13 protein-coding genes are annotated in these 18,511 nt (G+C 35.7%); 7 read left to right on the plus strand and 6 right to left on the minus strand.

Annotated elements, in window-relative coordinates; all coding sequences use genetic code 11:
* The first annotated feature begins 313 nt into the window (after positions 1-313).
* A complete protein-coding gene (locus HHU12_RS20995) occupies positions 314-907 on the plus strand; it encodes a hypothetical protein (protein WP_169658703.1) in 594 nt (197 codons plus the stop codon).
* Positions 908-982: 75 nt separating this feature from the next.
* Here the strand turns inward: HHU12_RS20995 and lpdA are convergent, their stop codons facing one another.
* From lpdA to HHU12_RS21025, 6 genes are all read right to left on the minus strand, one after another.
* Positions 983-2,377 (minus strand): dihydrolipoyl dehydrogenase, encoded by a 1,395-nt coding sequence (gene lpdA, locus HHU12_RS21000; protein WP_169658704.1) that lies wholly within the window; start codon positions 2,375-2,377, stop codon positions 983-985.
* A 153-nt stretch (positions 2,378-2,530) separates the two neighbouring features.
* A complete protein-coding gene (odhB, locus tag HHU12_RS21005; protein ID WP_169658705.1) occupies positions 2,531-4,069 on the minus strand; it encodes a 2-oxoglutarate dehydrogenase complex dihydrolipoyllysine-residue succinyltransferase in 1,539 nt (512 codons plus the stop codon).
* A gap of 34 nt (positions 4,070-4,103) precedes the next feature.
* The gene (locus HHU12_RS21010) at positions 4,104-4,538 is read right to left on the minus strand and encodes a GNAT family N-acetyltransferase (RefSeq protein ID WP_062614948.1); all 435 of its coding nucleotides are present in this window, start codon (positions 4,536-4,538) and stop codon (positions 4,104-4,106) included.
* A gap of 10 nt (positions 4,539-4,548) precedes the next feature.
* A complete protein-coding gene (locus HHU12_RS21015; RefSeq protein WP_169658706.1) occupies positions 4,549-7,347 on the minus strand; it encodes a 2-oxoglutarate dehydrogenase E1 component in 2,799 nt (932 codons plus the stop codon).
* A gap of 325 nt (positions 7,348-7,672) precedes the next feature.
* Positions 7,673-9,055 (minus strand): T9SS type A sorting domain-containing protein, encoded by a 1,383-nt coding sequence (locus tag HHU12_RS21020; protein ID WP_169658707.1) that lies wholly within the window; start codon positions 9,053-9,055, stop codon positions 7,673-7,675.
* A 160-nt stretch (positions 9,056-9,215) separates the two neighbouring features.
* Positions 9,216-9,353: a hypothetical protein gene (locus tag HHU12_RS21025; protein WP_205959945.1), complete on the minus strand. Its 138-nt coding sequence runs from the start codon at positions 9,351-9,353 to the stop codon at positions 9,216-9,218.
* A gap of 294 nt (positions 9,354-9,647) precedes the next feature.
* On the opposite strand from HHU12_RS21025, the gene HHU12_RS21030 reads away from it, so the two are divergent.
* From HHU12_RS21030 to HHU12_RS21055, 6 genes are all read left to right on the plus strand, one after another.
* On the plus strand, positions 9,648-10,757 hold the full coding sequence (locus tag HHU12_RS21030) for a transporter substrate-binding domain-containing protein (protein WP_169658709.1): 1,110 nt from the start codon (positions 9,648-9,650) through the stop codon (positions 10,755-10,757).
* Positions 10,744-11,112 carry a YraN family protein gene (locus HHU12_RS21035; RefSeq protein WP_169658710.1) on the plus strand — a complete coding sequence of 123 codons (369 nt, stop codon included), beginning with the start codon at positions 10,744-10,746 and terminating at the stop codon, positions 11,110-11,112. Before HHU12_RS21030 ends, HHU12_RS21035 begins: the two co-directional genes overlap by 14 nt.
* A 204-nt stretch (positions 11,113-11,316) precedes the next feature.
* Complete coding sequence (locus HHU12_RS21040) at positions 11,317-12,654, plus strand: SWIM zinc finger family protein (RefSeq protein WP_169658711.1); 1,338 nt, start codon at positions 11,317-11,319, stop codon at positions 12,652-12,654.
* Positions 12,654-14,303 (plus strand): DUF5691 domain-containing protein, encoded by a 1,650-nt coding sequence (locus tag HHU12_RS21045; protein WP_169658712.1) that lies wholly within the window; start codon positions 12,654-12,656, stop codon positions 14,301-14,303. The genes HHU12_RS21040 and HHU12_RS21045 overlap by 1 nt, the downstream gene beginning before the upstream one ends.
* Before the next feature lie 36 nt (positions 14,304-14,339).
* Positions 14,340-15,422, plus strand: a complete 1,083-nt coding sequence (locus HHU12_RS21050) for an ATP-binding protein (protein WP_062614956.1) — start codon at positions 14,340-14,342, stop codon at positions 15,420-15,422.
* Positions 15,423-15,463: 41 nt separating this feature from the next.
* Complete coding sequence (locus HHU12_RS21055) at positions 15,464-18,508, plus strand: DUF4132 domain-containing protein (protein WP_169658713.1); 3,045 nt, start codon at positions 15,464-15,466, stop codon at positions 18,506-18,508.
* Positions 18,509-18,511 lie beyond the last annotated feature (3 nt).

The following is an 18,511-nucleotide window of genomic DNA, read 5'->3' on the forward strand; positions in this document are numbered from 1 at the left end:
AAGAAAATGGACAAAACGTTCAAGGATATGGACTTTTCAGAAATGGATAAAAAGCAAGAGTAAAGATTCAATTTGATAGCTAATCACCCTCTACACCAAACTCATATTCCTCTTTTGAGGATTTTTGAAAAATTTCATATATGATAAATTATATTGCTGTACCTTTGAAAAGATGTGACTGTAACTATATATTTCTTCTTTAGCAAACTATTTTAGGTTAGACTGCTTTTTCAATATTAAATTCCAAACCCTGCCTAAAGCAAATTATATACTGTTATAGTCTTTTTAAAACTTTTCAAACTATTAATATATCATGAAGAAATTTATTAGCATAATACTAGTAACACTTTTATCAGGTCTCAATTTTCTATTCGCTCAAGAAAAAAATCAAATAATTCTGGAAGGCAGTTTGGGTTATACATCTAATAATTCCTTTTTCCATAACTCCATGGATAGAGAACGAACATCTACTTTAAGCTTCTCACATTCGGCAGGTATAATGTTGGGTAATCGAGTAGCTTTAGGAGCGTTTTTAGGATATCAAGTATATTCAAATGAAGACGATCGATATCGTAAATACGCTTACAGAACTCATACTTTAGATTATGGTATTTATACTAGAATTCATGTCAAATTAATGGAAAAGTTGACATTGTATATTCAACCTTATTTTAGTAAATCGGAAATAAATGATAATATAAGAGGTGAATATTATGAACTAAATATAGGAACAAGTACTGGTCTCTTATTTTTCTTCACTCCTAAGTTTAGTTTAAACCTTCATCTAAATGACTTAAGGTTTAATTATGCAAGTGAGGGTAAATACTTTGACGAAGAGCACTATCAAGATTTCACTATTGAAACAGCCTTAAATTCACCTAAGATAGGTGTATCTTTTTACTTGTAGAAAAAGTAACCACCAAAAAAAGCCATCAAGACCTAAATCCTGATGGCTTTTTTGATGAACAACTGTGAGTTGTTATTACATATTCAATGCTCTGTCACCTGTAGCAGCTAAACAAGCTTCTTTGATTGCTTCAGAATACGTTGGGTGAGCATGAGACATTCTTGAGATGTCTTCCGCTGACGCTCTGTATTCCATAGCTACTACACCTTCAGAAATCATATCTGCCGCTCTTGGGCCGATAATGTGCATTCCTAAGATTTCGTCTGTTTCTTTATCCGCTAAAACTTTCACCAAACCATCAATATCCATAGAAGCTCTTGCTCTACCTGATGCTCTGAATGGGAATGAACCTGCTTTGTAAGCACGCTTCGATTCTTTCAACTCCTGCTCAGTATAACCTACTGAAGCCACTTCTGGCCAAGTGTAAACCACACCAGGAATTAATTTATAGTTGATATGAGGCTTTTCACCATTAATGTGCTCCGCAACATAAACACCTTCTTCTTCTGCTTTGTGTGCTAACATTGCTCCTTTCACAACGTCACCGATAGCGTAGATACCTTCTACAGAAGTTTGTAAGTGCTCGTTGACATCAATTCTACCACGATCATCCATTTTACCACCGATTTCTTCGAAATTCAATTTATCAGTGTAAGGACGACGACCGATAGAAACTAGGCAGTAATCACCTTTGATCTCAATCTCTTTACCTTTTTTGTCTGTTGCTTTAACTACAACTTCTTCTCCTTCAACTTTTACAGACTCAACTTTAGTCTTCAAGTTGAATTTGAAACCTTCTTTCTTCAATACCTTTTGCATTTCTTTCCCTAAAGAAACGTCCATTGTAGGGATTAAAGAATCAGCATATTCTACTACTGTTACTTCAGCACCTAAACGTGCATAAACTGAACCTAATTCCAATCCGATTACACCACCACCAATTACGATAAGGTGCTTAGGAATTTCTTCTAGTTTTAAAGCCTCAGTTGAAGTGATTACTCTTTTCTTATCAAACTCAATAAAAGGAAGCATTGTAGGCTTAGAACCTGTTGCAATAATTGTTTTTTGAGTGTTGATTACTTTTGACTCTTCACCGTCAATTTTGATTGTATTTTTATCTACAAATGAACCAAAACCTTCGTAAACGTCAATTTTATTTTTCTTCATCAAGAAAGCGATACCGTCCGTAGTTTGTTTTACTACTTCACCCTTTCTTGCGATCATTTTACCAAAGTCAATTTTTGGCTTTTCTACTTCTAAACCGTGATCAGCAAAACGGTGAACCGCCTGATGATACAATTCTGAAGAGTCTAACAATGCTTTTGAAGGAATACATCCAACATTCAAACATGTTCCACCAAGAGTAGAGTATTTTTCAATTAATGCTACTTTCATTCCTAATTGAGCAGCACGGATGGCAGCAATATAACCGCCGGGACCTGAACCGATCACTGTTAAATCATATGTCATATCTGATCCTAAAAAGGTATTTTAAAGAAAGGAATGCTAGAAATGTTTCCAGCATTCCTTAGTGTTTATTTTAGTAAGTTTGTTTTGTGTAGTTTAATTAAAGTAATTAAATCTACGGTTAGAGCTGTTCCAACAACGCTCAATAGCTTAGATCTATACGTCTAATAATAAACGGATTGGATCTTCAAGCAATTCTTTCACACGCTTCAAGAAGCTCACTGATTCACGTCCGTCAATGATTCTGTGATCATAAGACAAGGCAACGTACATGATCGGTCTGATATGCACCTCACCATTGATTGCTACTGGACGTTCCACAATGTTGTGCATACCTAAGATTGCCGACTGTGGAGCATTGATAATTGGAGTTGATAACATTGAACCGAATACACCACCGTTTGTAATTGTGAATGTACCTCCTTCCATTTCTGGAATAGTCAATTTATTATCACGAGCTTTTAACGCTAAACGTCTTACCTCTTTCTCGATATCAGCTAGACTTAATGACTCCGCATTTCTGATTACTGGTACTACTAAACCTTTTGGAGCAGAAACCGCAATAGAAACATCTGCATAGTCATTGTATACTAATTCGTTTCCGTCGATGTAAGCGTTTACTGCTGGCCACTCTTGTAAGGCTACAGTTACAGCTTTTGTAAAGAATGACATGAAACCTAATCCAATCTCATGCTTGTCTTTGAACATCTCTTTGTATTTCTTACGAAGATCCATTACAGGCTTCATGTCTACTTCATTGAAAGTAGTCAACATAGCTGTTTCGTTCTTCACAGAAACCAAACGACGAGAAACTGTTTTACGAAGAGCAGTCATTTTCTCTCTTCTTTGAGCTCTTTCACCTGGAGCTGCTACTGGAGCCGGAGCTTCAGCCGCTTTCGGTGCAGATTTCTTAGGAGCTGCAGCTGGCTTTTGCGCTTTCTCTGCATCTTCCTTCGTGATACGACCATCAACTCCTGTACCTTTTACAGTAGATGGATCAATACCTTTTTCAGCTAAGATCTTCGCTGCCGCTGGAGAAGCGTGACCTGTAGCATAAGTAGTGTCACCTGAAACTGTTGCAGAAGGAGCTGATGCTGCTGGAGCATCTGCACTTGCAGCGGCCGCCGGAGCACCACCTTCCATTACTTCGATCTTACAAATTGGAGCACCGATTTCTAAAGTCTCATCTTCTTGAGCGATGATTCTTAAGATACCTGACTCTTCTGCTGTCAATTCAAACGTTGCTTTATCAGATTCGATCTCGCAAAGAAGATCATCTAATTCTACATAATCACCGTCTTCTTTTGCCCATGAAGCAATTGTAACTTCAGAAATAGATTCACCTACTGTAGGTACAACCATTTCCATTACTTCACCAGTTGCTTTTGGACCTTCTGATGACGCTGCCGCTGGAGCTTCTTCTTCAGTCGCTGCTGCTTTTGGAGCACCTCCGGCACCTTCTTCGATAGTACATAATAATGCACCAATCTCTAAAGTTGCATCTTCTTCAGCACCATCTGCGATTGTGATTACACCATCTGCTTCCGCTACTAACTCAAAAGTAGCTTTATCAGATTCTAATTCACAAAGGACATCATCCAATTCAACTGTATCGCCGCTTTCTACTAACCATCTTGCGATAGTTACTTCAGTGATCGACTCACCGACAGCTGGAACATTCATTTGTAAGCTCATAATTTTATATTTTTTGCGATTCCTCGCGAGAGTTCTAAACTAGTTTTTTTATAAATTTATAATGAGGGATTCCTACCTCCTCAAACTGATCACCCACTACTTCGTAGTTCATTTTTTCATAAAACTCCTTTGCTACTGCTCTTGCATGCAAAGACATCGTTTCGAAACCGTGATCCATTGAGAAAAACTCACTAAACTGGACCATTAAAGAACCTAAGCCTTTACCTCTCTGATCTTCCCTAACAGATACTTGTCTCATTTTAATTTCTTCTGGAGAAATCGGTTTTAATACTAGGCAAGCAACAACTTCATCATTATCGTTCATAGCTGCTAAGTGATAGCTATCGAACTCTTCAGATAATTCCTCCTCTGAAAATTGTAATCCAAGTGGTTTACGTAAAACTTCGTCACGTAATGCTACTGTTAATTTGTGGTCAGCAGAATTAAAAGCTACTTCTTTAATAATCATAATTTAATGTTTATAGGTCCTCTTTGTCAAAAGCAACCGAAACAATACGTTCTGTCTCCTCTTTGTGTATTTTAGGGAAGCCAGTCGCTGGAGATGCTGAAGGTTTACGTGAAACTAATTTCAAGTTGATCAACTCCTCCTCGTTTCTAAATGCTCTCATAATAAAGGTCCAGTATCCCATATTCACAGGTTCTTCTTGAACCCACTTCAATGATTTACGGTTAGAATATTTCTTTAAAATGGCATTTACTTTCTTCTCTGGGAAAGGATGGATTTGCTCCACTCTTACAATCGCAACATCGTCACGCTTGTCTCTTTCCTTTCTCTCCAATAAGTCGTAGTAAATTTTGCCTGTGCAAAGTAGTACTTTTTCTACTTTCTTGGCATTTTTTACTGATGCATCATCATAAACTTCTTCAAATTTTCCTTTTGTAAAGTCTTCTAATGAAGAAATACACTTCGGATGACGTAACATTGACTTAGGAGTCATTACGATTAATGGCTTTCTGAAGTCCCAAGTCAACTGTCTTCTGATTGCGTGGAAGAAATTGGCAGGAGTAGTGAAGTTACCCACTACGATGTTCGACTGTGCCGCTAATTGTAAATATCTTTCAGGACGAGCGTTGGAGTGTTCTGGACCTTGTCCTTCGTAACCGTGTGGCAATAACATCACCATACCATTACTTCTACCCCACTTACTTTCACCTGAAGTAATAAATTGGTCAATCATTGTTTGTGCACCGTTTGAGAAATCACCGAACTGTGCTTCCCAAATTGTCAATGCACCAGGATTGGCCATTGCATATCCATATTCAAAACCTAATACACCGTACTCAGAAAGTAATGAGTTGTAGATGTAGAAAGGACCTTGAAGCTTACTGATGTTCGCTAATGAATTGTACTTCTCATTCGTCTCAGCATCGTTCAATACAGCATGACGGTGTGAAAAAGTACCACGCTGAACGTCTTGTCCTGACAAACGAACAATATTACCATCTAAAAGCACAGAACCGTAAGCTAATAATTCAGCAGCTGCCCAGTTGAATTCCTTCTTATCGAAGAACATCTCCTTACGTTCTGCAATTAACTTGTCGATTTGCTTTAATGGTTTGAAACCGTCAGGCACTGTTGTTAAAGCATGACCTACAGCTTCAATTGTTGTTTCTGAAATAGAAGTATCAGGAGAGTTATCGAAATCTGCTTCTTTACCTCTTTTCAATTGTTTCCATTGGATCTCTAATTCTTGAGGTCTGTATGGAAGTGGATTTTGACGTACGTTATTTAAACGATCTTGTAGCAAACGACGGAACTCTTTGTCCATTGATTTTGCTAACTGAGCGTTCATTTCACCTTGCTCGACTAATTTCTTGATGTAAATCTCACGAGGGTTTTGGTGCTTCGCAATGATATTATAAAGCTTAGGTTGCGTGAACTTAGGCTCATCTGATTCGTTGTGTCCATGACGACGGTAACAAACCATATCAACAAAGATATCTCTGTTGTAACGTTGACGGAATTCAACCGCTAATTTCATTGCATAAGCAACTTCCTCAGGGTGGTCACCATTTACGTGAAGTACAGGAGACTCAATTAATTGAGAAACGTCTGTACAGTAGATTGATGAACGAGCGTCGTCAAAGTCAGTCGTAAAACCTACTTGGTTGTTAATCACGAAGTGGATTGTACCACCTACATCATAACCCGCAAGGTTTGACATTTGTACTGTTTCATAAACAATACCTTGACCAGCGATTGCTGCATCACCATGTATTAAGATTGGAAGAATACGTTTTGAATCTTTATCGTAGATAGAATCTACTTTCGCTCGTACCACACCTAGAACTACAGGATCAACTGCTTCTAAGTGAGATGGGTTTGGTGATAAGTCCAAACGTACTTTCTTACCATTATGTGTTTCAATTTGAGAAGAGAAACCTAAGTGATATTTCACATCACCGTCTCCCATTGTTTCTTCTGGTACTGCTTGACCTTCGAATTCGTTGAATACTTCTTCATAAGTCTTACCCATGACGTTCGTCAATACATTCAAACGACCACGGTGTGCCATACCGATTACTACTTCCTCTACTCCAAGATCAGCACCTGTAAAGATTGCTGTATCTAATCCGGCGATTGTTGATTCACCACCTTCAAGAGAGAAACGCTTTTGTCCAACATATTTTGTATGAAGGAAGTTTTCGAATACTACAGCTTCGTTTAGCTTGCTAAGAATTCTTTTCTTGTCCTCTTGTGAGAACTCATGACCAGGATACTCGTTTTCAATTTTGTCTTTGATCCAAGCCAATACTTCTGGCTCACGAATCGACATAAATTCAAAACCGATTTTACCGTAATAGATTTTTTTCAATCTCTCTACGATATCCTTCAAAGGAACAGTTCCCATTCCTAAATAAGAACCTGCTGAGAATTTAGTATTCAGATCAGCATTAGAAAGACCAAAGTCTTCTAAATCCAATAGTGCTTTTCTATCCTTTCTCTTACGAACTGGGTTCGTATCAGAAAGCAAGTGAGCTCTAGAACGGTAAGCGTTAATCAACTGTCTTACCGCAACTTCTTTTTGAAGCATTTCTTCTGAAATACCTCCAGTAGCCTTAGAAGCTACTCCGTTTGAGTGGGATGCTTTGTTGTCCAGTTCAGGGTTTTCTCCGAATTTCTCAATAGAAAATTCAAAACCCTCAAAAAATCTGCTCCAAGACTCGTCAATTGAGCTTGGATCTTGCTTATACGACTCGTACATCTGTTCGATGTAGTCTCCATGAGCGTTAGCGATATAAGAATACTTGTCCATGTGTTTGTTGAGGTTATTTACTTGCTCCGGGACAAACATACTAAAACAATTTTATTTATAATATTTGTTTAAGCAATTACTCAAATATTACTTATTGATTATAATTTTAATTATTATTCACTTCTATACACATTATTTACTTCAATTTATTATGCAATAATTACAAATTTTTAAAATTATACAGATTCTCATGACTTGTTTTTAAGAGGTGTTTATTGAAATTCAGAAAATAAGTAAATATTTCAATTACTAATTTTTCCACACACAAAAAAGCACCCTTATTTTCATAGATAAGAGTGCTTGATTTATGATAAAAGTTTCCTTTCTAGTTCATTAAAACTTTCTGTTTAAATTTTTCTTTCCCGGCCATCACTGAAAGTATATAAAATCCGTTATTTGAAGCTACTGGCATCATAAACTGATGGTGGGAATTGCCCTCAATGGATAAACTTTCCTGTTTTAAAATTTCACCATTTAAGTTAAATAACTGAATAACTACTGATTTAAGACCGTTTGAATTTGAAAATAAAATATGCACAGGTTGTCCTTGTATAACTTCATTTGGAAAAGCTTGTATTTGGAAAGTCCCATTAGAAATTTCATTGTTCAATACACCTAAAATCTCATAAGAATCATCCAAATCATATTGTACCAGTCTGTAGTATTTATACTCACTTGGTTGAATTAAAAATTCATAATCAGTCGTAACAGTTGTATTACCTTGACCGTCAATTTCAGCTAATTCTTTCCAATTATTTTTGGTATCAGATCCTTCGATTATAAAATGAGAGCTATTTTGCTCAGAAGCTGTGGACCATTTCATCAAAAAACCATCTTCTGTTTGAAGCCCGAATAAAGAGATCAGTTCAACGGGAAGAAGGCCTCCGCTTGCTTCAATTGTCTCACATACAGAACTACCACCATCATCACAACCACTACCTGCGGTAAAGGTCCCTGAAATTTGAATTTTGGAAGACAAATCACCAATAATAGCTTGGTTTACAAAATCAATACTTCCTCCAACTGTCATAGAAGCACCACTTGCCACTTCAACAGCATTATAGCTATTACCATTAGCATCAGGAATAATCCAATCACCTGAAATATTAAAACTACCCGCAGTAACATTCAAATCTGTAGATGACATTGTAAAATCACCTGTGATATAAGTATTACCTGTATTATTAAAAGTTTTTGACCCACCTCCAGGGAAAGTTAATCCTCCTTGGAAATTAAGCGTTCCATCGTTATTTATAACAGATTGATCATTTGTGATACTTACAGCTGAGGTTACTGTTAATGACCCTCCACTACTAACAGTAATTGTCACTTTATTATTACCACTTATAGTCGTAGCATTTACTACTCCACTTGACCCAATTGTAAGTTCAGATCCGTTACTATTTGATGTAAAAGTCAAACCTGTAATCCCCTCCGAAACAAGATCGAATTGAATATTTACAGCATTTTTTTTCCACTCACCTGAATTACCAAATTGAATAATATCACCTGATGTTGGATAACTTTCTTTCTGATCAGTCGCATCAATCACTACCCAATCGGTATTCTTCCAATCATCAAAGTCATAAAAAAAAGCAGTTCCCTCATTTACTGCATTTGGTCTGAATGTAGCACCAGAAACGGCTTGAGAAAATGAAATAAAAAGTACAGTGATTAAGTACAAGCAATTTAGATTTAAGGCGTTCATTAATTTAAAAAAGGTTGATTCACATTTAGTTTAAAACCTCTAAACTAAATGTGAATCAACCTCTTACAAAGTTTCAAACCCTCAAAACAACGGCTTGTAACATTATGTCACCGCACCTTCTATATTATCTCTAACTATGTAATTTTCAGTAATAGTTAAATTATTTGATTAGCAACTTTTCATTGTGCTTTCTACCCCCGATCATTACGCTCATCACATAATACCCACTCTTTAATGCATTAGGTACTTTATATTGGTAAACAGATGACTCATAATCCGGTAAAGAAAGATAATCCATTAGGTTTCCATTCAGATCAAAAAGTCTGATTGACAATGTAATTCTTGAACCTCCATTTACAGTTAATACACCTATTGAGTAAATTGTTTACTCTATCTAGTTTAAAAGTCCTAATCTTAAATCCCTTAATTAATTGATAAAGTCAGTTCACTTTTAAAAAAAGGAATAGCAATTCTATTTTGACAAAATATTTAAACCTTAAAACAACTCAGAAGAGTGATATTTAATAAATACTTTTCTATATTTAAATTAGTAAGATCTATTCAATCTATAATCACCATTAAAAGCACCTGAATGATTCGTCATTTTCTACTTTTTTTTATTCTATTTATATCTACTTCTTCCATTGCTCAAGAAAACGGTCTCAGTGATAGAAAGAAAATTCTTGAAAATCATATTTTGAGAGTTGGCGTAAGAGAGGACCCTCCTTTTGTTATCAAGAGTGTGGATGGATCTTTTTATGGCTTAAGTATTGACCTTTGGCATATGGTGGCTGAAGATTTACATTTAGTATATGAATTCGTAGAGTACAAGCATATGCCAGGCTTGATTTTAGCACTTTCAAGAAGACAGATTGATATTTCCGCCAATCCTATGCCTGTTAGTTCAACAAGAATCCGTCAGCTGGATGTGACTTATCCTTTTATGACGACTTCCTTAGGCGTAGTAGTGAAAAAAAATGAACAGGATCAAATCACGCTTTTCTTCAGCAACCTTTTTTCTATAGGTTTTATGAAGCTATTCTTTACGTTGATTGTGATTGTATTCTTATTTGGGACTCTGGTTTGGTGGGTAGAGAAAAAATACAATACTTCTGATTTTAGAGATGGGATTGATGGCGTAATGGATGGTATTTGGTGGTCTACGGTAACAATTACTACTGTGGGGTATGGTGATAAAACTCCAAAAACTACTTTAGGAAGAGTAATTTCTATGGTTTGGATGTTTGTCGCGATCAGTTTGATTTCAAGTTTTACGGCAACAATCACCTCTACTTTAACAATTAATCAGTTAGAAGCTCAAATTAAATCCATTTCTGATTTAAGAAAAATGAAAGGACAAATTGGTGTTACAGCTCACTCTGGTGCGGAGAGTTATTTATTAAAACATCAAATCAACCCTGCCACTTTTGTCAATCCAGATGAAGGACTAGATGCTTTGAATAATGGTGAGATTATCGCTTTTGTACATGACAAACCTATTATGCGTCACGTCATCAAAGAAAGAGGTGCTAGTAATTTATTTGAGATCTCTCCAGCCAACTTCAAGCAAAACTACTATTCTTTCTTTATGCCAAGAAACAGTAAGATGTACAAAAAGATCAATTCCGAAATTGTGGATAATATTGATAAGGATTCATGGCATCGCTTACTGAAAAAATACAATATGGATGACATCAACTAAAACTCAAAAACAGCAAACTGGAACCCAAGGTGAGAATATTGCCACCGATTTTTTAATTCAAAAAGGATACAAAATCCTTGAACGTAATTACAGGCACAAAAGAAATGAGATCGATATTATCTGTCAGAAAGGTAATTTTTTAGTCTTTGTTGAAGTTAAAACACGAAAAAGTAAATCATTCGGCAACCCCGAAGAACATGTCTCCAAAAAACAAATCAATTGTATCCAAAAAGCTTCAGTTCAATACCAAAATGAATATAGTGGTACCTTTTTACTGGTAAGGTATGACATTATCAGCCTCATTATGAACAAGAATGAAGTCTTGGAAATTCTACATTTAGAAGATGCCTTCTAATTTTTTTTGAAAAAATTTCAACTACGTAATCACTTTACGTTCTCCCCCTCTTACTTTGTAGTATCAAAAAAATACAAATCACCTTTATCAAACGGGTAAAGTCATTTGTTATACATTTTAAAACTATTATTTTGAACTATAATACTGGATAAAACATTTTAAATACCATACAGCAATAAAGCACACTAAGCAACGACTCAAAGCATGAATATAACGGAAGAATATATTCAATCTATAGCTCCAACGACTACAGCATTTGGTGCGGGAAAAAAGTTATCAATTCCTGCAAAGTGGCTGTCTTATGGAAAAAGTGAAAGAGGGCTATGGGGAGAATTAAAAGGAAGTGGTAAAAAACCATATAGAACTCAAATCGACACGGTTGATTTTGCATACAAATGCTCTTGTCCTTCGAGGCAGTTTCCTTGCAAACATGGAATAGCTTTAATGCTTTTATATGTAGGTTTAGACGGAAAAGTGGAGGAGAAAGATGAACCCGAATGGGTAAAAGAATGGCTGGATAAACGTACCGTCAAAAAGGAGAAAGTAACCGAAAAGGAAGAGCTAACGGAAGAGGACATTACTAAAAAGAATAATAATAAACTAAAAACTGAAGCAAAGCGATTTGCAGAAGTGCAATCGGGTGTTGAAGAACTAGAACTCTGGCTGAAAGACATGGTTCGTATAGGTTTTCTAGAATTACCTAATCAAAGAAAGAAGATTGATGCATTATCTAAAAGAATGATTGATGCTAAAGCAAATCGTCTCTCGAATTGGGTTAGATCTTATGCGGAACTGAACTTCAACAATGAGCAGGTATGGAGAGAAGAAGCCATGCGAACTACAGCAAAGTTGTTTCTCCTGATCAAAACATTTAACAACTATAATCAACTTTCCCCTTTATGGCAGCAAACTATTAAAACGCTAGTGGGGTGGAACCAATCAACCAAAGAATTAATCAATGATCCAGAAGCTGAAAGTTTGGAAGATCATTGGTTAGTAGTAGGCCAGGAAACTACAGAAAGAGACGGCATTACTACTCAAAAAAGTTGGTTATTGGGCTTGCAGACTAACAGAAATGCGTTAATTCTTAGCTTTAAAACCAATTACTCTAACTTTGACCACTCCCTTTCAACAGGAATGCTGTTTGAAGGAACACTGAAGTTCTTTCCTTCCATCACTCCGTTGAGGGCTGTGGTTTCAAAGCAAAATTTTAACCTGAAAGAGCTCAAAGTACTACCTGACTTCATGGATAACATGAATGAAATCTATCAGTTGAGAGCTGAAACTTTAAAGAAAAACCCTTGGGAATTAGAACAATTAGTCTGTCTGAAATCTGTTCAATTAGTACTTCAAGAAAAAGGCAACTTAATTTGTGATACTTTTCAAAACTATATTCCTATTGAAGACGACTGCCCTGAGGATGTACTCTTGAATTGGTATGCTTTAGAAGGCTCCTCTCCTGCACATATTGTAGGCTTATTTAGGAATGGTAAACTATTACCACTTGGACTTTTTAATCAACAGAAATACCTCAAATTATAATGTGGAAACACCTTGTAGAAACCGGATTTTTAGGAACTGACCGTAAGCAAATCCAAAAGGATCAGCTTCCAGACACATTACTCAATTCTCTTACAAAGGTGAATGAGGATAACAATGAAAATTTCTTTCTGAACGCTCTTTCTTTGGCTCATTATTATAATGAAAGCGGAGAAGTAGCTCATAAATATGAAGGTGAAGTAGTGGAAGATTTTTTGGAGGAGCATAAAACTGAAATCTCTCTTCAAATGGAACTGACTTACAGAAGAATCAACAAGCTTGAATCTTCAACAGTTAAAACAAAGCTGATTCACCTTTGGCTGGACAGAATTATTGAAAAAGAACAGGTGATTGGCTATCCTTTATTCAAAGAGGCAGTTGATTTTGGTGAGCGAAAAGGAGCAGATATCAAGGATAAGATTACCAAAGTGCTGTCTAAAAATACCTTGAGGGCCTTCATTCAGTTTAATAAAATCAACAAAAATTGGGCTATTACACCTATTTCAAAAGAGGGATGGTATACTGGTAAAATGGCAGAAAGGAAACGTTTTCTGGAGAAAGTTTTAGCCAATGATCCTGGTTTAGCTTTGACGTTGCTGGAAGAAACATGGCCTCAGGAAACACTGAGTACAAAAGTTTCCTTGCTCAATTGTATTTATGAAAACCCTTCAGAAGAATTACTTCCTTTTTTAGAGCATCTTTATGAGGGAGAATACTGTTTTGAAGAAAGTGAAAAAGAAAAACAAAGAGAAGGCAGAGCTATTCTCTCTAAAATATTACTACCGTTTCCGTCATCCAAATTATGTCAGGAAACAATACAACAGCTGGTTCCTTGCTTTACTAAACGTGCACTAATAAGCAAACTGAAATGGAAGCTGAACTTTCCCAAGGAACAAAGTGAAGGCTTCTGGAGTGAAAAAAGTATGTTGCAGAAGTATGGTTTGGACGCCAATGGATTTTCATCTTATGTACATTCTATTAAAGAAGAAGATTGGATGGCCTATTTTATCCAATACGTCCCATTCCGTGCTTTTGCAGATGCTTTAAATACTAAGGAAGAGCATATTATCAATTGCCTTTTTGATAGCAAAGAGCTGCAAAGAAAGACTCGATTTGGTGATACTGTAGAATCTGCTTTTATCAGTGAGTTGACCCATAAAGCGAGATTCCAAAAGACATCAACTTCCAAAAAACTAGTCAATGCTTTTATTGAAAAAAGAAATCGAAATATTTATGACTTAAGGGACATACTATTTACGCTTGATCGAGATGAAGTGGAGGAATTGATTGTTCAAAACAACATTTTCAGAACAACTATTGATATCATTGGGTATGATCATCACTCCATTCCAGATTTGCATTTTTCTTATGAAATGAGCAAAAAGTTCTTATTGAAAATCCATTCAAAATACTATGAATGGCAGAGGAGAACTGGAGCAGATGTATTGGGTTTGGTACTTTCTAAAGAGGTACTTGATGATTTGGAAGTATTGAATAAGAAAGTGGAAAATGAGAAACCAATGTTCCAAACCGACCAAGATTCGTATCAGGAATCTTTACAGGTATGGAAAAATCATGTGTACATACCGATTAAAGAGGCGATAGAAATACGCACACTCCTAGAAGAGGAAAAAGAACTTGTCGCTGAATAGCATTTATAAAAAAATCAAACTAAAAATATTAAAACAATGAGTACAGTATTAAGACAACATGCCGAACAACAATTTGCTGAAGAACTAGAAGCATTAAAAAGTCAAGATAAAGCCCACCGACCTACTAATTGGGAATTATCGCCGCAGGCTGTTGTAAAATACCTAATGGGTGGAAAACTGGACAACGGTTTTGAAATCACTCCAAAATATATTGGCAACCAAAGACTAATGGAAATTGCAGTAGCAACTTTAACTACAGATAGAGCTTTATTATTATATGGAATTCCTGGTACTGCGAAATCTTGGGTATCAGAACATATTACTGCTGCGGTTACTGGTGATTCCACAATGTTAATTCAAGGTACTGCCGGTACCTCAGAAGAGGCTATTCGTTACGGTTGGAATTATGCCAAATTATTGGCAGAAGGACCTACAGAAGGTGCATTGGTAGAAACGCCAATGATGAGAGCGATGAAAAATGGTAAAATAGCGAGAATTGAAGAGCTTACTCGTATTCCTTCTGATGTTCAAGATACTTTACTGACCGTTTTATCAGAGAAAGCAATGCCGATTCCTGAATTGAATACGGAAATTCAAGCTGTTGGTGGGTTCAATATCATCGCGACAGCCAACAACAGAGACAAAGGGGTCAACGAGCTTTCTTCTGCTTTAAAAAGACGTTTTAATACTGTAATTCTTCCAGTTCCTGCCACTGCAAAAGAAGAAATCAATATTGTTCAAAGTAGAGTTTCTTCATCCATCAAAGCCTTAGGTTTACCTGCTGCAGAACCTACTTTAAAAGAAATTCAAAGAGTGGTAAGCATTTTCAGAGAGCTTCGTAATGGTGTTACAGAAGATGGACGTACTAAAATCAAAACGCCTACAAGTACAGTCAGTACAGCTGAAGCTATCTCTGTAGTTAACAATGGCTTATCACTTGCCGCTCATTTTGGTGATGGTACTTTAAATGCTCACGACATTGCTTCAGGCTTGATCGGTGCCATTGTCAAAGATCCTGTTCAAGATGCCACGGTATGGAATGAGTATCTTGAGGTGATTGTAAAACCAAGAAAAGAGTGGAGCGATATCTATAGAGCTTGTAAAGAACTATCCTTCTAAAACTAAACCATTAAATATTAAACTAAAAACCTATTATTATCATGAGTACTATTGAAATCAATCATAATTTAAATCAATTTACAGATAAGGTGATTACTCGTCTAAATAGCGAAGATTATTACTATAGCAGAGATGATGAATCAAGAGCTTTGGAAGCGGAAACTATCCGGGAACTAGCTACATTTATTCCTAAAAACGAAAAGGTAAATACAGCTTTTCTGGATAAAGTGAATAAAAGCTATCTTTCAGAAACACGCTCTTTCTTATCAAAAGTAATTCATGAAGCCTTTACTAATTCAGAGCTATCATGGGTCTTGAATCAACGTCAATTTTTAGCTTCTCTCCTAGAAAAAACTGTAGCAGATAAGTATTATTTAACTGATGCAGTTGAAGTATTTTTAAAACGAAATGTGGAGTATTTGGAGACGAAGGAAGCAATTGAAAATTTTAATTTTATTATTGAATTAGGATATAGTGAAAAAGATATATTTAATTTTATCTACGAACAATTTAATGATGATTTCTTATATCAATATACTTATCGTAGAGAGTTCTCAACTTTAGTTGACAAAGGTCAAGAGCTTTCTTTAACCAAATTTGGACAAGTTTTAAAAACTTATTTAGCTAATACTCCTACTAATAAACTATTTGACTTTTTAATTGGGAAAGATGCTTACTATAGTGAATTTAGAGAACATAAATTAGAACTAATCTATTTCTTACGTGCTTATTTTAAAGACGTATTTGAAAAGGGTTTTGTAGGGCTTACGATCGAAAATGAAAATTACAGAAATAAGAATATTGATTTTGATGCCTTAAAATTCTTCATCAAACTTGATACAGAAGGGTACATAGAAACCATTATACAACACTTGATGGATGATAATAAATCAACTATTGCTGAACAGCTTACAATGTATTTGTTATTCAATGAAGCAGAAGAAAAGTATAATGAAGAGATAAAACAATGTGGTGAAAGATATTTAGAAACAACATTCATAAAAGGAGAACTTCGCCGTAAAGAAGAGATTTTTGCTCATAAGAGAGAACCATATATCAGTGAAGCCTATTTTAATTACTTAGTGAAGCAGGATAAGGAGGCTGCATTTGAAAGAATCTCAACGTTCTTTGTTGAATCACCTTACCTCCTATCACATCATTTTGACTTCCTAGAAAAAAATTATAAAGAAGAGATGCAACCTCTTCTCATTTTAGGATTGAAAAAAGACAAACAAACGTATAAGGAGAGTCGCTTTTATTTTGAAAGCCTGACAGAAGCATTTCTACAATCAAATTTAGACGAATGCGTTGATGAATTATTTGACTTCGCTTTTAAATGCACATTAAAAGACCCTAAAGATGCGATTTGCGGTTTAATCAGTAAATCGGATGCGGGCATTTCGAGGTGTTTAGAATTGACAAAAAGTAAAAAAGCCAAAGAGAGAGCCATTGCTGTTCAGGTTTTAAATAAACTAGAAGGAGAAAAATCATTAATTGCTTTAGCTGAAATTGTAGAGCTAGAAGGGAATGATGATTCAAGAGATAGTATTCTTCAAAAAATCCATCATATCCGTTTTGAAAAGGCCTTTACAAAAGAAAAAGTAGAAGCAATGATTGAGGCAGCTGCTTTACGTAAGAAACTCTCGAAATGGGGTGAGAAAAAATTAGACGAAAGCTCGTTGCCTAAACTCTATTATAAAGACGGTTCAGAACTTGATGAAAAAGCGGTTCGTTTTCTTTTCTATAGAATGAAAAGAGCAAAAGGAATCAATTCTGACATTGAAGCAAAACAATTATTACAGCTCATTGACCTTCAAAAAGCGGATAAGTTTGCGAAAACATTAATTCAGACTTTTAAGGATTCGAATGCAGATACTAAAATCAAGTATTATCTAACATTGGCTGGCTTATTAGGAGACGATCAGGTTACTGCACAATTGATATCACTTTTCAATCAAAGCATGCGTGACACAAGAATGAAAATGTGCGAATATATTTTAGGAGCACTTGCTATGGTTGGCACTGATAAAGCTTTAAGAATGATTGACCAAGTGTATCGCAAGTATATGAACAAAAAACCTTCTTTAGCTGAAGTGGCAAAAACTTCTTTAGTAGCTGCTGCAAATGAGTTAGATATTACGCTTGATGATTTAGCAGATCGTATCATTCCGAACTTTGATTTTGAAGATAACTTTAAAACCTTCGAGGTAGAAGGTGAAGAATATAGAGCATTTATTAATTCCGATTTCAAATTAAACTATTTGAATGAAGACAATAAGATGCGTAAATCAATGCCAAAAGGTATCTCTGCTGAAATCAAGAAAGAGCTAAAAGAGATTGAGAAAGGAATCAGAGAGGCTACAAAGGGGCAAACGCTTCGTTTGGAACGGTACCTTGTTGAGGAAAGAAGATGGAAAAATGAAGAGTGGCAATCTTTCTTTTTCAATAACCCAATTTTATTTGTCTACGCCAGCCAATTGATTTGGGGAGCATTTGATGAAAAAGGAGCATTACAAGAGAGTTTTTATTGTGATGAAGATATGTGTTTTTACAATGCGGAAGGTGATGAAGTGGAATTAGAAGAAGAATACTTTATTGGTATCCTCCACCCTATTTACTTATCAGAAGAGCAATTACAAGCTTGGAAACAAGTAGTGTATGACAATGATATTAAAACCGTTTTCCCAATTCTTGAAAGAAAAATAATTCACCCTACACAGGAGGAATTAGAAAGCAATAAAACAGATCGATTTAAAGGTCAAAAAGTACCAAGAGGAGCTTCTTTTGTAGGCACTTTCTTAGAGAGAAGAAGCTGGAGAAAAGAGGCTTCTGATGGAGGTAGTGCTGAATTTAAGAAAATTCACCATACAAAAGGAATTGCTGCTTACCCGTATATTGAAGGTCCTGCAATGTTCTATATGGGTGAGGAAGAAGCTACTGTTGAAACCATTTATTTTGGACCTGAAGGTCGTCATTTCTACTCTTGCTCTTCAGGAGACGGAAAAAAACAATTTACATTAAAAGATGTTCCAGCAGTATTTTATTCAGAAGTACTTGCTGATATCCAAGAACTATTAGAAGCATAATTT

Origin of the sequence: Flammeovirga aprica JL-4, assembly GCF_012844305.1 — a bacterium.
GTDB lineage: Bacteria > Bacteroidota > Bacteroidia > Cytophagales > Flammeovirgaceae > Flammeovirga > Flammeovirga aprica.

Excerpts from the sequence above, each read along its gene's own strand:
- HHU12_RS21055 (WP_169658713.1), top strand. The coding sequence starts at position 15,464 with ATGAGTACTATTGAAATCAATCATAATTTAAATCAATTTACAGATAAG.
- HHU12_RS21010 (WP_062614948.1), bottom strand. The coding sequence starts at position 4,538 with ATGATTATTAAAGAAGTAGCTTTTAATTCTGCTGACCACAAATTAACA.
- HHU12_RS21030 (WP_169658709.1), top strand. The coding sequence starts at position 9,648 with ATGATTCGTCATTTTCTACTTTTTTTTATTCTATTTATATCTACTTCT.
- HHU12_RS20995 (WP_169658703.1), top strand. The coding sequence starts at position 314 with ATGAAGAAATTTATTAGCATAATACTAGTAACACTTTTATCAGGTCTC.
- HHU12_RS21020 (WP_169658707.1), bottom strand. The coding sequence starts at position 9,055 with ATGAACGCCTTAAATCTAAATTGCTTGTACTTAATCACTGTACTTTTT.
- HHU12_RS21025 (WP_205959945.1), bottom strand. The coding sequence starts at position 9,353 with ATGGATTATCTTTCTTTACCGGATTATGAGTCATCTGTTTACCAATAT.
- HHU12_RS21040 (WP_169658711.1), top strand. The coding sequence starts at position 11,317 with ATGAATATAACGGAAGAATATATTCAATCTATAGCTCCAACGACTACA.
- lpdA (WP_169658704.1), bottom strand. The coding sequence starts at position 2,377 with ATGACATATGATTTAACAGTGATCGGTTCAGGTCCCGGCGGTTATATT.
- odhB (WP_169658705.1), bottom strand. The coding sequence starts at position 4,069 with ATGAGCTTACAAATGAATGTTCCAGCTGTCGGTGAGTCGATCACTGAA.
- HHU12_RS21035 (WP_169658710.1), top strand. The coding sequence starts at position 10,744 with ATGACATCAACTAAAACTCAAAAACAGCAAACTGGAACCCAAGGTGAG.
- HHU12_RS21050 (WP_062614956.1), top strand. The coding sequence starts at position 14,340 with ATGAGTACAGTATTAAGACAACATGCCGAACAACAATTTGCTGAAGAA.
- HHU12_RS21015 (WP_169658706.1), bottom strand. The coding sequence starts at position 7,347 with ATGGACAAGTATTCTTATATCGCTAACGCTCATGGAGACTACATCGAA.
- HHU12_RS21045 (WP_169658712.1), top strand. The coding sequence starts at position 12,654 with ATGTGGAAACACCTTGTAGAAACCGGATTTTTAGGAACTGACCGTAAG.